The organism is Bradyrhizobium sp. URHD0069, assembly GCF_000701345.1.
Taxonomy (GTDB): domain Bacteria; phylum Pseudomonadota; class Alphaproteobacteria; order Rhizobiales; family Xanthobacteraceae; genus Bradyrhizobium.
Genome location: NZ_JNIJ01000021.1, coordinates 105,599 through 126,257, shown reverse-complemented (window position 1 = coordinate 126,257; position 20,659 = coordinate 105,599). Strand labels below are relative to the sequence as shown.

Annotated in this window: 19 protein-coding genes and 1 pseudogene; 12 read left to right on the top strand and 8 right to left on the bottom strand. The window is 58.5% G+C overall.

Features of this window, described 5'->3' with window-relative positions:
- Both N554_RS0114560 and N554_RS0114555 read left to right on the top strand, forming a co-directional pair.
- Nucleotides 1-623 (top strand): TetR/AcrR family transcriptional regulator (locus N554_RS0114560; RefSeq protein WP_210165377.1); only part of this gene is annotated, 623 nt, incomplete at its 5' end.
- Entirely contained in the window at nt 593-844 is a 252-nt protein-coding gene (locus tag N554_RS0114555) for a hypothetical protein (protein ID WP_029584136.1), read from the top strand. The genes N554_RS0114560 and N554_RS0114555, both read left to right, overlap by 31 nt.
- A gap of 79 nt (nt 845-923) precedes the next feature.
- Here N554_RS0114555 and N554_RS0114550 read toward each other — a convergent pair whose 3' ends face one another.
- The 4 genes and pseudogenes from N554_RS0114550 to N554_RS42025 all read right to left on the bottom strand — a co-directional run.
- Nucleotides 924-3,629, bottom strand: a complete 2,706-nt coding sequence (locus N554_RS0114550) for a nitrate reductase (protein ID WP_029584135.1) — start codon at nt 3,627-3,629, stop codon at nt 924-926.
- On the bottom strand, nt 3,626-4,915 hold the full coding sequence (locus tag N554_RS0114545) for an NAD(P)/FAD-dependent oxidoreductase (RefSeq protein ID WP_051677498.1): 1,290 nt from the start codon (nt 4,913-4,915) through the stop codon (nt 3,626-3,628). The genes N554_RS0114550 and N554_RS0114545 overlap by 4 nt, the downstream gene beginning before the upstream one ends.
- Before the next feature lie 31 nt (nt 4,916-4,946).
- A complete protein-coding gene (locus tag N554_RS40985) occupies nt 4,947-5,189 on the bottom strand; it encodes a globin family protein (RefSeq protein WP_029584133.1) in 243 nt (80 codons plus the stop codon).
- A gap of 284 nt (nt 5,190-5,473) precedes the next feature.
- Nucleotides 5,474-5,784 (bottom strand): annotated as a pseudogene (locus N554_RS42025) (globin domain-containing protein); the annotation flags it as partial.
- A 271-nt stretch (nt 5,785-6,055) separates the two neighbouring features.
- On the opposite strand from N554_RS42025, the gene N554_RS0114520 reads away from it, so the two are divergent.
- The 5 genes from N554_RS0114520 (at nt 6,056) to N554_RS39955 (ending at nt 10,651) form a co-directional block, all read left to right on the top strand.
- Nucleotides 6,056-6,253, top strand: coding sequence for a hypothetical protein (locus N554_RS0114520; RefSeq protein ID WP_029584132.1), 198 nt, complete (start codon nt 6,056-6,058; stop codon nt 6,251-6,253).
- Nucleotides 6,250-7,329, top strand: coding sequence for a pyridoxamine 5'-phosphate oxidase family protein (locus tag N554_RS0114515; protein WP_081851266.1), 1,080 nt, complete (start codon nt 6,250-6,252; stop codon nt 7,327-7,329). The genes N554_RS0114520 and N554_RS0114515 overlap by 4 nt, the downstream gene beginning before the upstream one ends.
- A gap of 10 nt (nt 7,330-7,339) precedes the next feature.
- The gene (locus N554_RS37360; RefSeq protein WP_051677497.1) at nt 7,340-9,016 is read left to right on the top strand and encodes an FAD-binding oxidoreductase; all 1,677 of its coding nucleotides are present in this window, start codon (nt 7,340-7,342) and stop codon (nt 9,014-9,016) included.
- 133 nt (nt 9,017-9,149) lie between these two features.
- The gene (locus N554_RS0114505; RefSeq protein ID WP_029584129.1) at nt 9,150-10,454 is read left to right on the top strand and encodes an MFS transporter; all 1,305 of its coding nucleotides are present in this window, start codon (nt 9,150-9,152) and stop codon (nt 10,452-10,454) included.
- A 41-nt stretch (nt 10,455-10,495) separates the two neighbouring features.
- Entirely contained in the window at nt 10,496-10,651 is a 156-nt protein-coding gene (locus tag N554_RS39955; RefSeq protein WP_156041933.1) for a hypothetical protein, read from the top strand.
- Between the two features lie 516 nt (nt 10,652-11,167).
- On the opposite strand, the gene N554_RS39950 is transcribed toward N554_RS39955, so the two are convergent.
- The gene (locus N554_RS39950) at nt 11,168-11,443 is read right to left on the bottom strand and encodes a hypothetical protein (RefSeq protein ID WP_156041932.1); all 276 of its coding nucleotides are present in this window, start codon (nt 11,441-11,443) and stop codon (nt 11,168-11,170) included.
- A gap of 272 nt (nt 11,444-11,715) precedes the next feature.
- Complete coding sequence (locus N554_RS0114485) at nt 11,716-12,753, bottom strand: GumC domain-containing protein (RefSeq protein WP_029584128.1); 1,038 nt, start codon at nt 12,751-12,753, stop codon at nt 11,716-11,718.
- 200 nt (nt 12,754-12,953) lie between these two features.
- Between N554_RS0114485 and N554_RS39945 the strand changes: the two genes are divergently transcribed.
- From N554_RS39945 to cysK, 4 genes are all read left to right on the top strand, one after another.
- Complete coding sequence (locus N554_RS39945; RefSeq protein WP_156041931.1) at nt 12,954-13,139, top strand: hypothetical protein; 186 nt, start codon at nt 12,954-12,956, stop codon at nt 13,137-13,139.
- Between the two features lie 603 nt (nt 13,140-13,742).
- Entirely contained in the window at nt 13,743-14,051 is a 309-nt protein-coding gene (locus N554_RS42020) for a helix-turn-helix domain-containing protein (protein WP_245283607.1), read from the top strand.
- 273 nt (nt 14,052-14,324) lie between these two features.
- A complete protein-coding gene (locus tag N554_RS0114475) occupies nt 14,325-15,425 on the top strand; it encodes a pyridoxal phosphate-dependent aminotransferase (RefSeq protein ID WP_245283606.1) in 1,101 nt (366 codons plus the stop codon).
- 45 nt (nt 15,426-15,470) lie between these two features.
- Nucleotides 15,471-16,508, top strand: coding sequence for a cysteine synthase A (cysK, locus tag N554_RS0114470; protein ID WP_029584125.1), 1,038 nt, complete (start codon nt 15,471-15,473; stop codon nt 16,506-16,508).
- A 477-nt stretch (nt 16,509-16,985) separates the two neighbouring features.
- On the opposite strand, the gene N554_RS0114460 is transcribed toward cysK, so the two are convergent.
- On the bottom strand, nt 16,986-17,474 hold the full coding sequence (locus tag N554_RS0114460; protein ID WP_051677496.1) for a low affinity iron permease family protein: 489 nt from the start codon (nt 17,472-17,474) through the stop codon (nt 16,986-16,988).
- 824 nt (nt 17,475-18,298) lie between these two features.
- Entirely contained in the window at nt 18,299-19,177 is an 879-nt protein-coding gene (locus tag N554_RS0114450) for a LysR family transcriptional regulator (RefSeq protein WP_036053176.1), read from the bottom strand.
- A gap of 167 nt (nt 19,178-19,344) precedes the next feature.
- Between N554_RS0114450 and N554_RS0114445 the strand changes: the two genes are divergently transcribed.
- The gene (locus N554_RS0114445; protein ID WP_029584120.1) at nt 19,345-20,631 is read left to right on the top strand and encodes a M20/M25/M40 family metallo-hydrolase; all 1,287 of its coding nucleotides are present in this window, start codon (nt 19,345-19,347) and stop codon (nt 20,629-20,631) included.
- The last annotated feature ends 28 nt before the right edge of the window (nt 20,632-20,659 follow it).

The following is a 20,659-nucleotide window of genomic DNA, read 5'->3' as shown; positions in this document are numbered from 1 at the left end:
CGCGAGAGAGAGGTTCGATGTCGTATCCTGCCGACCACCGCCGCCTAACCAAACAGAAAATTGTTCGGAGCGCCTGGCGACTCTTCAATCGCCGTGGGTTCGATACTGTGTCAATCGACGACGTTATGGCTGATGCCGGGCTCACCCGGGGAAGTTTCTATAGTTACTTTGAGAGCAAGGGTGATCTTTACGCCGAAGCGGTCACCCAAATTTTAAATGAAAAGCAGCTTTTAAGCAGCGACGGAGTCAGTATCGATTCGCGTGCTTTTGACAGCGCGGCTCAGTTCGTCCGCGACTATCTTTCGCGCGAGCATTTCGAGGACATCGACGGAACCTGCCCTCTGATCGCTTTTCCGACCGACTTTTTGCGCGATGAGCATCGTGTTCGGCAAGCATTTGAAACCGTGCTCAGGGTCATGATCGATATTTTTGAGCAGGCAATGCAGCGTAATGGACAGACGGCCCGATCCCGGGCTCGCGCGATTGCAACGCTATGCGTTGGCGGTATGGTGTTGGCGCGCTCGATCGACGATCGCGTGCTCGCCGACGAAATACGCGAAGCCGCCATGGGCGTCGCGCTGTCGCTCGGACAGTGGCCGCGCCGAACGTCCTGCCGCAACTGAAGGCCGGCACTCCCCTTGAAGTGTTCGCCGACGACCGCGCCAACGTCAAAATGCTCGCAACCGGCCGAGTGGCAGCCGATGACAGACAGATCGATACCACCACCGGTACCGTGAAAGTGCGAGCGCAATTCGACTATGCTGACAATGCACTGTTTCCGAATCAATTCGTCAGCGCGCAGCTTGAAGCGCCCAGCACCTCGCCCGTTATATATAGACGGTAAAAAGAATGGCAAAGCGGGCGACTGCTCCTCCCACGCAAACACCGGCAGACGCCAGGACCGCAAGCTTGACGCTATCAGCCTAGCTGGCGGTTCGCGAGCCGACCGCGGACGCGGTCCGCTTGATAATTCCCTGCAATTCCGGAACGCAGGAGCCGCAATTGGTGCCGGCGCGAAGCGTTCGCCCGATATCGGCGACGTTTGCGGCACCCCCTTCAGCCACAGCGCGGCGGATGGCTTCAAGTCCGACACTGTAACAGGCGCAGACGATCGGCCCGGTTTCGGCAACGCCCTCGGCGCTTTGGCCGGAAAGAAGAAGACGCCGGTCGCGCTCGGCCAAAATTCCCGAACTGAACAGCGCGCGCACGACCTCCCATCGCGGCGGATTTTGTGACGGCCCGGAGAAAATGCAGGCCTCGATCCTGCCGGCGCGCAACGCGGCGATGCGCACGATGCCACGCGGCAGATCGATATATTCCGCACGCTCCGGGTCGCCACATATCAGCTTTTCGGCCAGACCATGCCATCGGGCGGGCAATTCGTTGGTCGCGAACAGAAGTCCGTGACCCCCGGCAACGGCGACGCGCGCGAACCACGTTCCGTCGGGGAGCGCGATCAAGTCGCGCGTGAGCGCAAAGCCGCGATAGGCAAACTCAACAGGTTCGACGCGTGCGGGCGTGGCCTTGAGCTCGGGCTGGCCGGAAAACGGATCGTTTTCCGCCATCGCCAGGGCGCCGACGCACGCATCGGCCGCCGTCGAATAGCTCCAGTGAATTGGCGCGAAAATCGATCCGCGTTGCTGACCCGAACGAACGCAAACCCGAAACACGGCGCCGCCATGGGGCGTCGTGACCTTGGCGAAACCGCCATCGGTGATGCCCGTCCTACTCGCATCATCGGGGTGAATATCGACCATCGGTTCGGGTGAATGCGCGCCCAGCCGCGGACTCTTTCCGCTGCGCGTCATCGTGTGCCACTGATCGCGCAGGCGCCCGGTGTTGAGGCGCAGCGGAAAAGCGTCACTCGTCGCCGCACGCACCCCCGGATGTTCCGGTGCAATGAAGCGGCCACGCCGATCGCTCGTGAAAAACGCCCCGGCGCTGAAGAAGCGCGCTTCGCCTGGTTCGACTCCGGCTTTCACGGGCCACATCACCGCGTCGAGCCGGTCATAGTCATCGTCGGCTAGCGCCGCGAGACCGCCCAAGTCGAAGTCGCGCCGACCATCATTCTCGAACGCCGACAGCGCCGCATGCTCGCGAAAAACATCGGCCGGCTTGCGGTAGGCAAACGCGCGCTCGAAGCCGAGGCGCTGGGCCACTTCGCTGACGATCCACCAATCGGGCTGCGCCTCGCCGGGGCGCGGCAGGAACGCTCGCTGGCGCGAAATACGCCGCTCCGAATTGGTGACGGTGCCGTCTTTCTCGCCCCAGGCGGCCGCAGGCAAGAGCACATGCGCGCCCGCCTCGACGGTGTCGGTGTGGAGTGTGGTCTCGGACACGATGAACAATTCGAGCTTTTTCAGCGCCAAACGAAAGGCGCCCGCGCGGGGCAGCGACACGGCCGGATTTGTCGCCATGACCCAGAGCGCCTTGATCGTTCCGCGTTCGATCGCTTCGAACATGTCGACGGCCTTGAGGCCTTCGCTCGCCGCCATCCGCGGCGCGTTCCAGAAGCGGCGGACGCGATCTGTTTCGCTGGGCGAAAAGCCCATATGGGCGGCGAGTTGATTGGCAAGCCCGCCGACTTCGCGGCCGCCCATGGCGTTGGGCTGGCCGGTCAGCGAGAACGGTCCCATGCCCGGCCGGCCGATGCGCCCGGTGGCGAGGTGAACATTGATGATCGCATTCACCTTGTCGGTGCCTTGCGCGGATTGATTGACCCCTTGCGAGTAGCAGGTGACGACGCGCTCGGTTCGCGCAAACAGCTCAAAGAAGCGGGCAACCTCGCCGAGATCGAGCCCGCTCGCCTTGGCGGCCGCCGCCGCGTCGCCGGCGATCTGGCGGGCGCGCGCAAGCGCATCGGCAAAGCCGCGCGTATATTCCGCGATATAGCTGTCGTTGAGGGCGCGCGTATCGGCGAGGTAGGCAAGCAGCCCGCAAAAAAGCGCGGTATCCATTCCGGATGCGATCGGCAAGAACAGATCCGCCGCGTCCGCCGTCGCGGTGCGCCGCGGATCGATAACGACCAATCTGGTGCCGTGCTCGTTTTTCGCGGCAATCATCCGCTGATAGAGTACCGGATGGCACCACGCCGCATTGGAGCCGACGAGCACGATCAGATCGGCCTCGTCGAGATCCCGGTAAATGCCGGGCACCACGTCGGCGCCGAAGGCGCGGCGATGACCGGCAACGGAAGAGGCCATGCACAGCCGCGAATTGGTGTCGACGTTGGACGAGCCGAGAAAGCCTTTCATCAGCTTGTTGGCGACATAGTAGTCCTCGGTGAGCAACTGGCCGGAAAGATAGAACGCAATCGCGTTCGGCCCGTCGCGATCGACGATCGTGCGCAGTCCGGTTGCGACCGTTGCCAGTGCGGTGTCCCAATCGGTACGTGCAAGAGAACCGTCAGCTTGACGAAACATGGGGTGGAGCAAGCGCTGGTCGAGCGAAAGCGTTTCGCCGAGCGCCGAGCCTTTCGAGCACAGCCGCCCGAAATTGGCCGGATGCACGGGATCGCCGGAAATAGTCACATCGCCTTGCCGGTCCACGGCTGCGAGGATGCCGCAGCCGACACCGCAATATGGACAGGTGGTGCGCACGGCGGGAGGATGCGGCGATAAGGTGTTCATGACCGGCTCACGGCGCTCGTCGACCTGCCGCCAGTTCCTGTTCGACTCAGCTGTTTCGTCGCCCGGCCGCCGGCCGCTCTAGGCCGCTTGCCCAATGCTCGACCGAAAATGAGATCCTCGCGGACGAAATCGATCGCGGCGCCGGAACGAATGAGATCGAGATACCAAAACGAGTCGGCCGTATCGCCGTAGAGCACGGCGCCGACGACGCGGCCGCCGGCAATCACCAGTTTTCGGTAGGTGCCGAGACCCTGATCGCTGAGCACGACCGACTCGGTGCCGGGCGCGCCGAGAAAATCGCCGGCGGAGAACACATGAACGCCGGAGACCTTGAGATTGGTGGCGTTCACGCTGCCGAGATAGCGCGCATCGCGGCCGGAGAGGCGCTCGGCCAGCGCGCGCGCCTGCTCGTTGGCGGGCTCCACCAGACCGTAGCAGACGCCGCGGTGCTCGGCGCATTCACCGATTGCGAAAACATCGGATGTGCTGGTGACGAGATGATCGTCGACGACGATGCCGCGATTGACCGCGATACCGGCGTGAGCGGCGACTTCGGCGTTCGGCTTGATGCCGACCGCAACAACGACCGTGTCGGCCGCCAGCACGCGGCCGTCCTTGAGCTCTACACCCTCGACATGACCATTGCCGACGAATCTCGCCGTCACGACGTCCAGCAGCACCCGGATGCCTTTCGCCTCGACCGCACGCTTGAGCAGCAACGCGGCGCGTGCGTCGAGCTGGCGCTCCATCAAGCGATCCATGAGATGAACCAGTGTCACCGATGCGCCGGCTTTGGCGAGACCGTAAGCCGCCTCAATGCCCAGGAGCCCGCCGCCGATCACGACAATGGGCGCACTCCGGCAGGCAGCCCGCGACATCGACGCGACGTCGCTCATGTCGCGGAATGTGAGCACGCCGGGCAGATCGGCGCCGGCGATGCGCAAGCAGATCGGCCGCGAGCCGGTGGCGAATACGAGCTTGGCGAACGGCAACGCTTTGCCGTCGGACAGCGTCACGGTGCGTGCGGCAATATCCGCCGCCGTCACGCCGACGCCGTAGCACAAGGTGATGCCCCGATCGCTCCACCAGGCCGCCGGCTTCAGTGAAATGTCGCTCGCGCGCACTTCGCCAGCCAGCACCGACGAAAGCAGCACGCGATTATAGGCAAGCCGCGGCTCTTCGCCGATCACCGCGACGGCATAACGGCCGAGCGCACGCTGGGCGAGCTCTTCGCACAAGCAGGCAGCCGCCATGCCGTTGCCAACGATGACGAGCGGTTCGCTCATCGTAATCCTAAACCCTGCTCCAGCGTCGCCATCAGCTTGCGCCTTGTTCCGTCATATCGCCGCGTAACAAGGATTTGACCGCCGGCGCAATCTCGAACAGCCGCCCATAGAACAGGACGGCGGCTTGCGATGTCGGTGCAACCAGCTTAACGCGCAGCCATCCGCAGCGCGGACCACGCATGCCCCCTGCATCGCCATGCGCAAACGCTTCGACAGTCAGTCCGCTGGTGAGAGCGGCAGCCTTGGCTAAGACGATCATGGTCTTGCGTAACATTGCAGGCACTCCTTTTGGGGCGCGACGGCGTCCATTCGACTGACAAAAAATTCACGATCGTTCGCCTGGATTGCGAAAGTCAGATCCATGCTCCGCCGCCGCTCTAGAGCTGTGATGGACGAAGAATATGTTCAAGAACATATTTTGACTGGCGGTATTGTCGCGCCAGTTGGAGACGCCTCGCCGACTCATTATGATCGTCGACGACGATGCCGCGATTGACCGCGATACCGGCGTGAGCGCCGACTTCGGCGTTCGGCTTGATGCCGACCGCAACATCGTAATCCTAAACCCTGCTCCAGCGTCCACAGCAGCGCCGCGCCAACGGGCGTGTAATCGGCAGCCTTCACGCCATAGTCGACGTGTCGCCTGGCACGAGCGCTCGCCGCCGGCAACACGGCTTCGAGATTGCCCAGACTGTTGGCCACAACGCCCAGCGTCGCCATCAGCTTGCGCCTTGTTCCGTCATATCGCCGCGTAACAAGGATTTGACCGCCGGCGCAATCTCGAACAGCCGCCCATAGAACAGGGCGGCGGCTTGCGATGTCGCTGCAACCAACTTAACGCGCAGCCATCCGCAGCGCGGACCACGCATGCGCGGAGCGCGGAGCACACCGCAGATGTGTCGGGTATGACGCGACAACGCCGAGCGAAATGGCTGTAAGCGGCCATGAATGAGTCGGCGAGGCGTCTCCAACTGGCGCGACAATACCGCCAGTCAAAATATGTTCTTGAACATATTCTTCGTCCATCACAGCTCTAGAGCGGCGGCGGAGCATGGATCTGACTTTCGCAATCCAGGCGAACGATCGTGAATTTTTTGTCAGTCGAATGGACGCCGTCGCGCCCCAAAAGGAGTGCCTGCAATGTTACGCAAGACCATGATCGTCTTAGCCAAGGCTGCCGCTCTCACCAGCGGACTGACTGTCGAAGCGTTTGCGCATGGCGATGCAGGGGGCATGCGTGGTCCGCGCTGCGGATGGTTGCGCGTTAAGTTGGTTGCACCGACATCGCAAGCCGCCGCCCTGTTCTATGGGCGGCTGTTCGAGGCGGGACAAACATGAACCTGCATCGAGTATCCTTGGTTGACAGCCCAGCAAGTAATCCGCCGCGTTCCGGGGTTGGCCATCCGCCGGGCCAGCCCGGTGGTCCGGTAAAGCTGAAAACCCCGAGCCTCCTGCCCGGCTCCGACGGCGAGCACGCGCTGCAGACGAAATATGCCTCCGAGGATCGGGCCAATACCTTTTATGCCCGGCAGGTCCTGAATTTTCTCGCCCCGCGGATGCGGGAATTCATCTCCCAACAGGAGTTCATGTTCGTCGGCACCGCCGATCGTCACGGCGAATGCGATTGCAGCCCGAGATTCGGCGAGCCCGGATTCATCCATGTGTTGGGAAACAAGCATCTCCTCTACCCTGAATACCGCGGCAACGGCGTGTTTGCCAGTCTGGGGAACATTTCGGAAAATCCGCACATCGCCCTGCTGATCCTCGACTTCTATCGAGATTCCGTCGGCCTGCATGTCAATGGCAAGGCGCGCATCGCGCAGAGCGACGAGCTCGAAGCCTTTGCCGACAAGCTGCCCAAGGATGTGCTGGCCGAGTTGGCGAAGGAGGGTAAGAGACGGCCGAATAAGTGGGTGATGGTCGAGGTCGAGGAGGCCTACATCCAATGCTCCAAGCATATCCCGCTGCTAAAAAAGCTGGAGCGACCGATCGATTGGGGAACCGACAGCGTCGCCGCGAAGAAGGGGGATTATTTCCAGCTGAAAGATATACCGCTTTATGACCGGATCGGTGGCGACCAGGCGATGGACATCGCCGTCGATCTGTTTCACCGCAAGCTCCTCGAGGACGACCTCGTCGGGCGATTCTTCGACGATGTCGATATGGCGGCTCAGCGGCTCAAGCAGAAATCCATTCTCGCCATGGCCTTCGGCGGTCCGTACCAGTACAGCGGCGTCGAGCTGGTCAGCAAAATGGGGCTGGAGGCGCGGCATTTCGACCGGATATCCACGATCCTCAAGGAAACTCTGGAAGAGCTGAAGATCGGCGCCGCGGAGATCGAAGAGGTGATGCAGGTCATCGAGACCACGCGCGAAGCCATCCTGAATCTCTTAGATCGCCAGTGCTGGCGGTGAGGAGCGCACCATGACCATACGGGATGGCGATGGGAATGCAGGATCGGACCCACTGGAACCGGCATTTTGGGGACAGCTATTCGCCGGCCTGCCGGCGCCGGTCATCGTCGCGGACGGTCCCGGCGGATCGTCGACACCGCAATCCGAAACTCTAGTACGTCGCCGCAAAACCTGGGTCGATCGGCTGTTCGCGGGCGAGGCATCATATGCCAACTCGCCCGACAAGATCGTCATCCTGCAGAACGGCGTCGAGATCGAGGATGTGCCGATCGATCCGCTGGGCAGCTGGACCGTCGTCGGACGACATCCCCGGGCCCATATACAACTCGAAGCCTACAAGCTCGGCCTGTTTCACGCCGCCTTCTACAAGAAGGACGGCAGGTTCTATCTCCGGGCGATCGATCTTGAATGCGGGACGCTTCTCGATCGAAAAAAGATCAAGGCGGGCGTGCCGGTTCCGCTACGGGATGGGTCCCTGGTCGACATCCCGGGCTATCAACTGCGTATCCGCCTTGCCAATTCTCCGGCCACCGGAGGGGAGGAGATCGTCGAGGCCGAGGAATTGGCGGAAATTTCCTCCTATTTCTATGTCCCGCCCCCGCCCCCTTCGAATCTCATCGAGGATCGCGCCGCCATCGCGCTCTGGTCGGGCGGCGTCACGAGCTTGAAGGTGGCGGACATCATCGAGGAAACCACCGACGTCAAGACCTTTCGGCTCGTCGGCGAAAAGCCGCTCCTGTTCTCCTATCGACCGGGTCAGTTCGTGACCCTCCTTCTCACCATCGATGGCGAGTATATCGAGCGGTCCTACAGCATCTCATCGAGCCCGTCCCGGCCGCATGTTCTCGAATTGACCGTGAAACGCGTACCCGGCGGTCGTGTGTCGAACTGGCTGTGCGACCATGTCATGCTGGGGGAGCGGCTGACCATCAAGGGGCCGGCCGGAAAATTCAGCTGCTTCGATTGTCCGGCGTCAAAGATGCTGTTCATCGGCGCCGGCAGCGGGATCACGCCGATGATGTCGATGAGCCGCTGGATCGTCGACACGACGACCGATGTGGATGTGAAATTCCTGGTCTCGTTCAAATCGCCTGCGGACATCATTTTCCGCAAGGAGCTCGAGCTCATCTCGGCCCGGCATGCCTGTTTCCGCGTTGCCGTCACCCTGACCTCCGCCTGGCCCGGGCGAAGCGAATCTTGGACCGGCCTCACCGGGCGATTCGACAAGTCGATGATCCATGCGCTGGTCCCCGACCTCGATCAGCGGCACGTCTTCCTGTGCGGGCCCGAGCCCTTCGCCGCGGAGGTAAGGAGGATCCTCCAGGAGCTCGGCTTTGATCAGGCCAAGCTTCATAGCGAGAGTTTCGGATCCAGCCGGGTCGCGGGGGGAGGCAAGCGTGTGCCGAAGCCCCTGGCGCTGTCGGAGCCGCGGCACCGTGTCCACTTCATCAAGAGCGACAGGACGGTCGAGACGGACGAGACCGTGACCCTCCTGGAATTGGCGGAAGCCCACGGAATCGAGATGGATTACGCCTGCCGGACCGGCAGTTGCGCAGAGTGCGAGGTGAGCTTCACCGGAACGCTTTCCGAGAAACCGGAATTTGAAAAGGACCGCCGGCGCAAGGAGAACGGTATCGCCTTTGCCTGTTGCAGCGTCGCCCTCTCCGATCTTGAGGTGGAAGCGTGAAAGACGGCGCGCGGCCATACCGGGACCTGGGGCTCGGTCGGCGGCGCCGCGGTCAGCTACATTGGTCGCTTGGGGCTCTCTTTCTTTTCTTGGATGCGGCGGATCTCCAGATCGTTCAGCGGAGCAAACATTGATGCGAGGCCACAAGGTTGAACAGCTTGGGATAGCGACCGTCGGCTTTTTTTGGTGCTTCCTGATGTGGTTCTCCACGGCTGCGTTCAGCCCGAGCATCGCGGCGACGTATCACCTTACGATCAAGGACCTTGGCCTGCTCGCCAGTTCGGCCATCTGGATGGTGCCGGTCGGGCGCATCGTCGCCGGCTGGGCGTCCGATCGATTTGGCGCTCCGCGGACGTTCGCCGCGATCCTTGCCGGCTGCGGACTGGTTTCGATCGCGTCGGCCTTCACCACCAGCTACGAACTGCTTTTCGCCGAGCGAGTGGTCGTCGCCATTGCCGGCGTCTCCTTCGTCGTCGGTGTCCAGCACGTCGCGCAATGGTTCGACGCCCACGAGATCGGCACCGCCGAGGGACTTTACGCTGGCACCGGCAACGTCGGCGCCGGCGTCGGCGCATTGTTGCTGCCGCGCATCTTCGGCACCGACTATCGGAGCGCATTTCTGTGGCTGGGCATGATCGCTCTCGTCGTCGCCGCCTGGTATCTGTGGCGCGGTAGCGCCGCCAAGACCATGGAGCGGCGCGACGCGGTGCGGCGCGGCGGCGACCTGCGCGGAATGGTGTTCGTGTGGACCCGCTATATCGCCATCGCTTTGATGCTAGCCTATGCGATGTCGTTCGGCCTGGAAATCGCGTTGAACGCCTGGCTGCCGGGTTATTTCACCCGCGGCTTTCACGATGAGATTCTTGCGCTCGGCTTCACCGGCGTTGCCGGCATTCAGATCGCGGCCGGCACGTTCGCGGCCGTGTTATCGTTCAACGCGTCTTTGTTCCGGCCGTTCGCCGGCTTCATGTCCGACCTCTTCCAGCGCAAGGGTTGGACGCCGTTGCCTTTCATTGCCAAAGAACTGCCCTACGCGCCGCGCCTGCATTGGCTGGGAATCGCGCTCATCCTGATCATGCTGTCGATGATCGGGCTGACCGTTGCGGGGCTTTACGGCTTCCTGCCCTTGTCGATCGCGGTGCTGGTGGCGCTCGGCATCTTTGTATCTTTCGGCACCGGCGGCACTTTCGCCCTGGTTCCGCTGCTCTTTCCGGACTGCCCCGGTATTGCCGCCGGCTTCATCGGCGGGATCTCAACCGTCGGCGGCATCGCCTATCCGCTGATCTTTGCCAGCGTCAAGGCCCACGTAGGATATCTGTACGTCACGCTCTACATGTTCGCGCCGTTCATCCTGTTCTACTTCTGGGCAGCCCGTCACGAGCGGCACCCGCAGGAGCATGGTCTGCTTGACCGCGCTCTGGCCGGCCAACGCTCCTGAGTTCTGCACCGAAGCCGTCGTGAAACTCTCCAGGAGATGCAATGAACCACGTTGATATTCGTGTCGCGCCGCACGAGCCTTGGTACAAATACGGCGTCGCCGTCCTGCTGTTCGAAATAGCCGTCGCCATTGCGGTCAGCGGCTACTCGCTGTATATGACCTTTAACGGCCTCGGCGGCTTTCCCGGAAAGCATTAGCGCTCGACGGACTACGAATCCAAGCGCCGGCGCCGCACCGGGCGCAGCGCGTGCCGTCCAACCGCTGGCCACGAAACAAAGATGTAAAGGCAGCTAAGTATCTGCGGTCTTCACCGAATGGTTATCGTTCGAGCATGGAGAGAGCCCGTGGTTCCTCCGACAGGTGTCAAACACGAAATGCGCGGCGCCGGATGCGCGGTTGAATAGCCGGAACAGTTGGCGTGGTCGAAAGCTCCACTTTATCGACCTAGCGGGGCGAATTTCTTCGCAAAAGCGGAGAATGTTGGATTACAGTAGCTCTCGCTCCGCTAGCTAGATGATCCATCTATTTGAAAATACCATATTCCTAGGACCGAAGGTGGTTATGGTCTCCAATTCGGTCTCCAAACCGGTATTCGAGCGGTCTGGACTACACTAGCAAGCACTGGCAGCGGCGATTGTAGCTTTAGTGGAATTCAGAGCGGCTGTAAGATTCCCTGTCACACCAATGATGGGCATCGACATGCTCGCGTCGCCCTACGCGGCCTTGATCGATGTTGACAAGGATCCTGCTGCAAAAATGGTTGTGATATCGCTCCGAACGATTGAAGCAACATCAGGAGGCTGATCAACGTCTACTTTGGGAGCGGGCTGCTTAAGAAATTCCGGGATAAAGCTAGTATTGGCGTCGGCGGCGCAGCCACCCAGCACGATGGACAGCCAGAAAACAGACACCAGACTGCGAACTGCGGCTCCAACGTCTGCACGCGCAAGCGGAAGAGGAGCGCGCTGCGTGATGCTGTCATCAGCCATCTAACTGTCGCATCTGCTGTAGGAGGTTTCTTGCATGACGCTGAGGATCAAAGTTGTCGCGGCCAAAAATGTTGAGCTGGTCGGAAGGACTCTCAACGAGTCTGTAATGGTCGCACCTTGCCTCTTTATGTCCGCTGACACGGCTGAGACTGCAAGAGCCAGCGTCCGTGTCTCGTTTTTGATCGCCCGATAATTCGCTAGCAACACGGCAAAACAGGCTAAGTGTGACCAGCCTGAATAACTTGCTGCTCTACTCTTGGATATGCTCGCAATCAGCGGATTTGGGCGACTGAAGCCGCGAATAACCTTTCACTGTCTTGGCCCGATGATGGGTCTGATTCTGGACGCAAGGCAGGCTCTTCCCTTTGCCAATAGGAACTCGTTTGAAATTTCTGGAGGGATACAATCGTGCCGAATGCAATTAAGAACGAAAACACCATTGCTGCTGCAAGAAAAGCTAGGCGTCTCCCTGCGAGAGGCACTGGCAAAACTGAGGGCGAAAGTGCCAACCGAAAATCGCTTAGAGTCGCCAATTCTCGATCACCGACCCGTCGAAGCCGGACTTGCTCATCGAGCAAGCGCTGGCTTTCATAGAGTTCGTGACTGAGTCTTGCATGCTCTGCAGACAGATCGCGGCGCTGCGCTTCTCCGCTGGCAATGCGCTGGCGGAGTTCCCGTGCATCCTCGAGAGCATTCTCGGCGCCCCCTGAATTGATCGGGCGCCTAATCTTATCAGAATAATCGTCGTGTAGGTCGGCCAAGTGTCGATTCGAAGTTTCTTTTCGAATGTTAACTTGGTCGATTTCGCTACGTAGCTTTTCGAGATGGTCTGACAAGGACTGGGCGTTGTGGCGCGCAGACTCAATCTTTTCAGAAATGCCAAGGCGCATAGATTGGACCAAGGGTGCGCTAGCCTTGAATACGTGCTTAATGATGGTTTGCTGGAAATCCTTCGCGATTGTGACGCCCGACTCGCTAACTTGGTTTCGTAGGAACACATTACGCCCGGTTGCTTCGGCCTTCACATTCTCGAGGGCGGCCAGAGATGAGATCGAGACACCTCGTTCCTGTAATTCGATCGCGCTAGATGGGCCATATAAGTCGGTGACCATCTTGGCGATCTGGGGCGGCGGTTCAATCGCTACAACATTATCAGCAACTATGATCGAAGCGACTTCGATCGACGATTTGACCTCGTATTTCGTTGGGATCCGGAAAATCAGTGTGCCCGCAAGGGCAAAGCAAATAAAAAACACCCAGAGGAAAGGGCGCCAATATCCCTGCAAAAGGTGAAACGGGTAGTGTGTCATTGCACGATTCTGACGCAAGTGACGTCGAAACGACTGTCGTGTTCGTCAAGCAGCCGAAGGACGGCTGAATTCCACCCAATCATATGATCTGCCCCAAACTCGTTTGTTGGAACTTCCCTGTCGGAAGTCCCGTCCTGGAATTTTTGCGCAGCGTTGGAAGAGAGCTGCCGCCCAGCCCGAGCGTGTTCCAGCAAACTCGAATGAATACCTTCGGACCGGTGATGGGCAACAGGACGAGCAACGGTCGAAATTCTTTGGCGCAAGAAAGGCCATTTGGAGCAAGTTCTAAGACTTCAATGCCGCACTTTAAACGCGTTCCGCAACAACTTTTAACAATCCAAGCAATTATTGATATTCCGAGTCAATTTATCGTCAGTACATTGTGAGAAAGACCGAATCTTTGAGGGGAATGAGTTTGGGGCCGGACGCTAAAATCGAGTGGCATCAGCGACACCCTGATGCACATCATCCATTTCTAGTTAAACGGATGTCTTGGTCGTGGTTCTCTGCCGAGATTGTTCGTATTCAACCAACCGAATTGGAATACCGAGTGAAGGGAGAAGCAGCTTGTCTAGCGCTGCATGACTTTGTTCGCTCCGATGGAGAGACGAGTATAAACGGAGGGAGCCGTTCTACGCTTACGGACATCCGAGATAAATTGACGTTCTTGCCGATTGGATCTTCCGCGGATGGTTGGGCTCGTTTCAAGAGCCGGACATCTTCGGTCTTTGCGGTCCATCTTGCCCCTCTCACATCAGATCATCACCGCTCAAATGATATCTCAAATGTTCCGCCATCTTTGTATTTTGAAAATACCAAGCTTAAAGCTACGCTCCAAAAACTCCAAAGCGTCTCAGATGGCTCGGGCATAGACGACCCTGCATATGCGGAGAGCGCTCGGGCTGTTGCTTTTGTGGGAACTACGGCACGCCGCTGACTCAAAGTACTTGCAGCTAAACCCGCGTCGCGGTGGTTTAACTGCACTTCAATTGAAACGCATCAAAGAGTTTGTTGATGCTCACATTTCGAGTGGAATCGGGATATCCGATCTAGCGGGCTTGGTAGGATTGAGCCAGTTCCACTTTATTCGGGCGTTTAAAACTTCAGTTGGGAGTTCGCCCTATCAATACGTTCTATCCGTGCGGATCAGCGTTGCAAAAGAGATGTTGTCGAAGAGCGATCTATCTATTGCCGATGTGGCGCTCGCGGTGGGGTTTAGCGATGCATCCCAACTGAACCGCGTGTTTCGCAAATTGATTGGAGTTACGCCAACGGTTTATCGGCGCGAGAATTTCTGAGTTAAATAATTTAACTGCAACCCATTCTCCAAAGCCCCCGTTGCACCCGAGAGGGTCCGGGATAGTCAACGCACGACGATGTTACATTGGTGGCCGTTCACGATCAGGCGGGCAGATCGTGTGCCTCATTCGTGATTTGACGTGACAGGACGAGATCACTTTGCACCGGTAAACAACCATGTCTGCTTAGCGGGTCGGTAGCCCAGGGCAGCTTTCGATCCAATGCGACGTAGGCGTGCAAAGGTTTTTGAAGAGCCTACGAGGAAACGAGAAATGGTTTTGACCCGTCGCGATTATCTGACGGCAAGCGGACTGGCGTTGGGCGGACTCGTTGTTTCTGCAGCAGCCGGTGATGCGGAAAGCGCGATGCCGCCACTTCGGGTGCAGCTCTCTCTCAACGAGAATCCATTCGGACCATCGCCGCTTGCGATTGCCGCGGCTCAAAGTGAGTTCGGCAATCTCTTCCGATATGTCGACAAGCAAAATGAAGTACTGACGCCGGCGATCGCCGCTCGTGAGCAGGTATCAGCGGACCAGATCGTGCTTGGCGAAGTACTCGATGCGCTGGGATTTCAACTGGCGAACCAAGCTCCAGGCGGTGGAGAGTTCATCTATTCGGAGCCCGGTTATACCGCGATGGTAGACGCAGCTGCCCGGGGCGGGGGCGCTGCTGTCAGTGTGCCGCTCGATCAGAATCTTCAAAACGACCTTGCAGCCATAGCTGCGAAGGTGAATGCCCGAACGCGAGCCATCTACCTCATCAACCCGCATAATCCGAGCGGTACGGTGAGCGATGCCAAGAAGTTTGGTGCCTTTGTCAGCGAGCTGTCGGAGCACGCAGTCGTCATCGTTGATGAAGCCTATCTGGAGTTCGAGCCGGATTTCACTGAACGGACAGTTGTCGGCTTGACGCGGGCCGGCAAGAATGTGGTCGTGTTCAGAACGTTTGACAAGATTTATGGGTTGGCTGGCCTATCCATGGGCTATGCGGTGGCCCCGAAAGCCCTCGCTGCATCGTTGAAGCGAGGAGGGATCGGTTCCGCCGAGCCGCTTGGTCGGCTCGCGCTGGCGGCGGCCGCGGGGAGCCTGCGGGATAAAGCATACGTTGCAGCTGTTCGATCGAAGGTGATGGCAGAGCGCGATTTATGGCACCGCTTATTCGACACTCTGAGGCTTCGGTATTCGGATGCGAGGGGGAATTTCGTGTTTTTCCACACAGGCCGTCCGCATCAGGAAATCGCCGGGGCTCTTCGTGCCAAAGGCATCGACATCGGGCGCGCCTTTCCTCCGCTCGACCATTGGGCGCGCATCTCGATTGGCTTGCCTGAGGAAAACGCGCTGGCCCGGACCGCCGTCTCGGAGCTGTTGAGTTGAGTATTCTGACTACGGGTAGCAAAACGCAAGGTCGGGAGATGCAGCATGCAGCGGAAATACCAAAGTATTGTCGAAACCATCGGTAGAACGCCGGTCGTTCGAATCAATCGTTTGGCGCCGCGGGGCGTGAATCTTTTCGTAAAGGTTGAAGCCTTCAACCCTCTTGGTTCAGTGAAGGACCGATTGGCTCTCGGTGTAATTGAGGCGGCCGAAAGGTCGGGAGATCTTAAGCCTGGCCAGACGGTTATCGAAGCGACAAGCGGAAATACGGGAATTGGTCTTGCGATGGTTTGCGCCGCCAAGGGATACCCGCTTGTGATTACCATGCCAGAGTCATTCAGTGTCGAGCGCCGAAAGCTCATGCGGTTCTTGGGAGCGAAGGTCATTGTAACTCCCGCCGCCGAGGGCGCCGTAGGCATGGTCAAAAGGACGATTGAGCTCGCCAAGACGCATGGCTGGTTCATGACACGGCAGTTTGAGAATGAAGCCAATCCCGATATTCATTCGCGCACGACAGCGCGTGAGATAATTGACGATTTCTCCGGAGAGCGGCTGGATTTTTGGGTTACCGGCTATGGAACCGGCGGAACGCTAAAGGGCGTCGCGCGGGTGCTTGCCGAGGAGCGTCCTGAGACAGAGATTGTGGTTTGCGAGCCGGAGGATGCGCAGTTGCTGGCCAGTGGCATCGCGCAGGCGCGAAATTCGGATGGAACTCCAGCGGCACCGCATCCGACATTCAAGCCGCATCCGATGCAAGGCTGGACGCCGGATTTCATCCCCAAACTCACCGACGATGCCGTCGCAATGAAGGTCATCGATCGCATTTTGGCAATTTCCGGTCCGGATGCCATTCGCTGCAGCAAAGACCTTGCTATCCAGGAGGGCATCTTTGTGGGCATTACCTCAGGCGGGACCTTCGGGGGCGCCCTCAAGGTTGCAGCAGAGGCAGAGAAAGGAGCAAACATTCTCTGCATGCTGCCCGATACCGGCGAGCGCTATTTGAGCACACCTCTCTTCGCTGATGGCAGCCCAAAGCCGACATTCGGCGATACGCTCAAGTCAAGAAGCACCTCCACATCATAGCGGCACCAGGTGGTTAATCTGTCGCTAGATTGTAGTCGTGCCGTAGAGCCTCCTGGACCTTGAGCGCAGCGCGTGCCGCCGTGTTGGCATCGGCATCGCCCGCGGATAACACACACATTGACCAATTATTTTCAGTCCGTTCATCCGTGATGCGATTGATTGCGATTTTGCGAACGTTTGAGCAGCCAGGTTGCTTTCGGATTTCTGCCAACGCTCGCGCCTGCAAGTCTTGGGTCGAGAGCAGAGTCTTTGCCATGCAGATCCTTACTTCGAAGAGTTTGCGGTTTTGTGTTCGAGGTGGCCGGTCCCAAGATCTCGGCGGAGCTGGCTCAGCGGCGTCTCGTTTATCTGAAGCAAAACTTCGCTCAGCTTCTCGGTTGCAGATAACCAGCGGCGAAACTCTGTTGCCCCGGTTGAAACCTGCCATCGAGCTCACGAAGAAGCTCTCCGGTGGATGGAGGTTGGCGTTGACCATCGTTAGTCTGCGGCTGCAACGCGCTCTGCCGCTCGCGTAGCCATCTCACCTGTCTTGCGAACAGCGCTGTCTGCAACCTGATCCGCCGCCCGCTTTTCGCATTTGGCGCGGATTTCTTCCAACTCCTCGTCTGTGAGATGCTCAATTCCCACGAATGAATTTTGTGCGGTGCTTACACGTATTAGTTCGTCTAATTTCACTTGAATCGCTGCATTATCGCGATTTTGCGAATTCTGAATTAAAAATACCATGAGGAACGTTATGATGGTCGTTCCGGTGTTGATGATTAGCTGCCACGTGTCTGAAAAGCCGAAGAGTGGCCCGGTAATTGCCCATATGATGATCACTAAAGCAGCCAAAATGAATGTTGTCGCACGCCCGGCGGCTAGCGAGGTGCGATTTGCCACCTCGCCAAAAAATTGTGCGATTGCACCCGGTTCACCTGTACGTTGTGGTGGCTTGACTCGCGGGCTCACCAGACTTTCGGCCATGATCCCTCCGGTTTCATCCCTATGACAGGGATTCAGGTGACTGGGTCAGGGCTGGCCGCTGCCGCACTTCAGCCTTCCAGTATCCCAACCACTCAAAACAATTTCGTTAGTTTCAAAGGGTTCCAGCGCACGCCGGCAAATATCCCTCAAGGAGGAGCCGCGATTGAGGCCGTGAAGCTCTTTTGGCCAGGAGGCGACCAGTAGGTACGACGACAGCCAGATAGCGATACTGGCGATCGGCGCGGTTACGATAAAGCGAGACCGCGCATCGAAATTGCTATCAAGCCCCTGCGTTAACCGGTTTCTTCTTGTGGGAAGTGAGGTTCTTCAAATACACAAGGCCGTCGACCGTGAGCTTGTCGGCATTGTGCTCTCCGCGCTCGGCAAGCGATGCGAGGTACGCTCTAATTAGAAACGGCTAACTCAGCATGGCTTCGTTTGCCATCAGGTGTTTCTCTAACAACCGGGTTACGAGCTGCCTGCATCTACCCAAGTCTCGCTTATGAATTTTAGAAACGACGACACTGGTTGTCGCGGCGTCGGCTTGCTCCATTGGTAGTTCCCCTAGATCGCCTAGCGCCAAACTGAGTTCCTCAGCAAAGTTTCGCACTCGTTCAATGTTTCGCATTCGGTCAATGCTCGAACTCTCAGGAAAGGTGATTTTGATTGTCTTAGCCATGGCCGCACCGCGCGGCGGGAAATTAAAATGAGCGCCATGATCGGAATGACGATTCCTGCCAATCATCGCGAGGCCACCATCGCACAGCTTAAGCTCAATACCGCTATCGCGGGGCCAATACTTGTGTTTGAGATGCCGGAAGGCACTAATCCGGCGCAAGGTGAACTTTCAGCATTTCCACGAATTCTTTTGTAACTCGAGATTCGATACGGTCCTGCGGATACAGGATGCCAATTTCGTAGGTTATTGCGGGCTCGAATTTGCGACTTACTATTCCGGTCGTGAAAGGCGAACTGACCACCGGATCGATCACGCCTACGCCGCAACCTGCTGCCACGAGTTCGCAAACTGTCGCGAAGTACTCAGTCTCCGCTACGACATTCCACCGCGCGCCATACTGAGAAAATGCCGTGGCCACTTGGTGGTGCGTCATGTGATCCCGAAAAAGTGTCACGAAAGGAACACCATCGAGATCTGCCGGCGTGATCACGTCAAGTTCGGCGAGCGGATGACCGGACGGAAGGATGCATTGGCATCGGTAGGAAAAACTCTCTGTATAAACCGCGGGATGGTCCACGGGCAGTTCGGCGATCGCCAAGTCCAACTGCTGAGTCGCCACCAACTCCTTCACTGTTTGAGAGCTCCGTGACATCAGTCTTATGTGCAAATGGGGACGGGTTGCCAAGAAAAGCGACACGATTCTGGGCAAAAGACTAATAGAGATGCTTGGATAGGCGGCAATCGTCAAATGACCCAGCTTGCCGCTTCGGATCTCGGCCGCTGCTCGATTGGTGCTCTCCATCGCCTCTAGCATCCGAGTTGCCTCCACGAAGAAAAGCTGCGCCTCCGGAGTTGGTTGTAGACGCCCTCGCGTTCTTCGGAATAAGGAAAAGCCGAGATCATGCTCGAGCGCGGCGATCGTGCCGCTCACGGCGGGCTGACTTATCCCGAGTATCTCTGCAGCCCGGGTCATCGTAGTGGCGATCATAAGAACTCGAAAACACTCTAGTTGACGTATCTGCATGGGAGTCCGGGGCGTTGACGGTATAAGCAAACCTTATAGAGCATGAAATTCACTTTATTATTGCCGAAGTGAACATTGTGCTTAACGTCTATCGCGCGCGAATGTCAGCCCGATCGAAGCGGGTGAGGCGGTGCAGGCAACGAGCACGAGGAGCAATCAGTCAAAAGATGACCAATCAAACGGGCCTTCAGCCGGCGGGTTTTCAAGGTGATCACTCTACGCGCGCCCTGCTTGCAAGTCGCCTCAATGCGGCGCGTCGAGAAGTGGTGGACCTGACGAAGCGCCTGCTCGCCATTCCGAGTGAGAACCCTCCCGGCGATACCAGGCCATTGGCTGCCGAAATCGCTTCCATGCTTCAATCGATGCCCGGAATCGAAGTGGAAACCCATTCATGTGGGGATCCCATTTTGAATATCGTCGCAAGAATTCGCGGCGCGGCTCCCGGTCGTCGAATTGTGTTCAATGGGCATCTCGACACTTTTCCGCTCGGCAACGCCGCGAGCTGGACGACTGCTTTCTCGGGTCAGGAACTCGATGGTCGGCTGTATGGACTTGGCGTTTCTGACATGAAGGGTGGCTTGGCTGCGAGCATCTTCGCCCTCCAGCACCTCGCGGCGTTCAGGTCCAAGTTTGCCGGTGAAGTCGTGGCGACCTTTGCCGGTGACGAAGAGACCATGGGCACACTTGGGACCCAGTTTCTTCTCGATAAGGTGCCGTTCGCTCGTGGCGATGCCATGATCAGCGGAGACGCGGGATCTCCTACCGTCCTTCGATTTGGCGAGAAAGGAATGATCTGGTTGAAGCTGACCGCCAAGGGAAAGTCGTCCCACGCGGCGCACGTTCATCGGGGCGACAGCGCCATCGAAAAGCTCATCGCTGTCATGCAGGAGCTCAGTGCGCTCCGAAAGTATGAAGCAAAGATACCCCAAAAGGTTCTCGACGCCATCGAAGAAGCTTCTGATGTGTCCGAGGCCCTTTCAGGCACCGGCGAAAGCAATGTTCTGCGCAACGTCACCATCACGTTCGGAACGTTTAACGGGGGGCGGCTGTCGAACCTGGTGGCGGATCATGCGGAGGCGACCGCCGACATTCGGCTTCCGGTCAATGTTACCGTCGCGGAGATCGAAGCAAAAATTAATGAGATTGTAGGTCGCTACGGCGACGTGACCGTAGACATCTCGCGCCGTTACGAGGCGAGTTGGACCGATCCGGATCACGAAGTTGTCCAGATCCTCAAGAAAAACTGCCACTCGGTTTTAGGGCATCGTCCGGTCCTGAACATGCGGGTCGGTGCTTCCGATGCCCGGCTCTACAGGGCTGCCGGGATTCCGTCGGTTGTATGCGGGCTTACGCCTAACAACATGGGCGCAGCAGATGAGCACGTCGCCATTGAAGAATTGATGGCTCTCGGAGAAATCTTTGCCCTCTCTGCATTTGATTTTCTTGCAACCTAGAGGCCGACGACAGTCATGGAAGGCGGCG

Coding starts and splice junctions, on each gene's coding strand:
- N554_RS39955 (WP_156041933.1), top strand. CDS start 10,496: ATGAACCACGTTGATATTCGTGTCGCGCCGCACGAGCCTTGGTACAAA.
- N554_RS37360 (WP_051677497.1), top strand. CDS start 7,340: ATGACCATACGGGATGGCGATGGGAATGCAGGATCGGACCCACTGGAA.
- N554_RS0114460 (WP_051677496.1), bottom strand. CDS start 17,474: ATGGCCGAAAGTCTGGTGAGCCCGCGAGTCAAGCCACCACAACGTACA.
- N554_RS0114545 (WP_051677498.1), bottom strand. CDS start 4,915: ATGAGCGAACCGCTCGTCATCGTTGGCAACGGCATGGCGGCTGCCTGC.
- N554_RS0114485 (WP_029584128.1), bottom strand. CDS start 12,753: ATGACACACTACCCGTTTCACCTTTTGCAGGGATATTGGCGCCCTTTC.
- N554_RS0114445 (WP_029584120.1), top strand. CDS start 19,345: ATGACCAATCAAACGGGCCTTCAGCCGGCGGGTTTTCAAGGTGATCAC.
- N554_RS39945 (WP_156041931.1), top strand. CDS start 12,954: ATGAATACCTTCGGACCGGTGATGGGCAACAGGACGAGCAACGGTCGA.
- N554_RS39950 (WP_156041932.1), bottom strand. CDS start 11,443: ATGGCTGATGACAGCATCACGCAGCGCGCTCCTCTTCCGCTTGCGCGT.
- N554_RS0114450 (WP_036053176.1), bottom strand. CDS start 19,177: ATGCAGATACGTCAACTAGAGTGTTTTCGAGTTCTTATGATCGCCACT.
- N554_RS0114505 (WP_029584129.1), top strand. CDS start 9,150: ATGCGAGGCCACAAGGTTGAACAGCTTGGGATAGCGACCGTCGGCTTT.
- N554_RS0114515 (WP_081851266.1), top strand. CDS start 6,250: ATGAACCTGCATCGAGTATCCTTGGTTGACAGCCCAGCAAGTAATCCG.
- N554_RS0114475 (WP_245283606.1), top strand. CDS start 14,325: ATGGTTTTGACCCGTCGCGATTATCTGACGGCAAGCGGACTGGCGTTG.
- N554_RS0114550 (WP_029584135.1), bottom strand. CDS start 3,629: ATGAACACCTTATCGCCGCATCCTCCCGCCGTGCGCACCACCTGTCCA.
- N554_RS0114520 (WP_029584132.1), top strand. CDS start 6,056: ATGTTACGCAAGACCATGATCGTCTTAGCCAAGGCTGCCGCTCTCACC.
- N554_RS40985 (WP_029584133.1), bottom strand. CDS start 5,189: ATGTTACGCAAGACCATGATCGTCTTAGCCAAGGCTGCCGCTCTCACC.
- cysK (WP_029584125.1), top strand. CDS start 15,471: ATGCAGCGGAAATACCAAAGTATTGTCGAAACCATCGGTAGAACGCCG.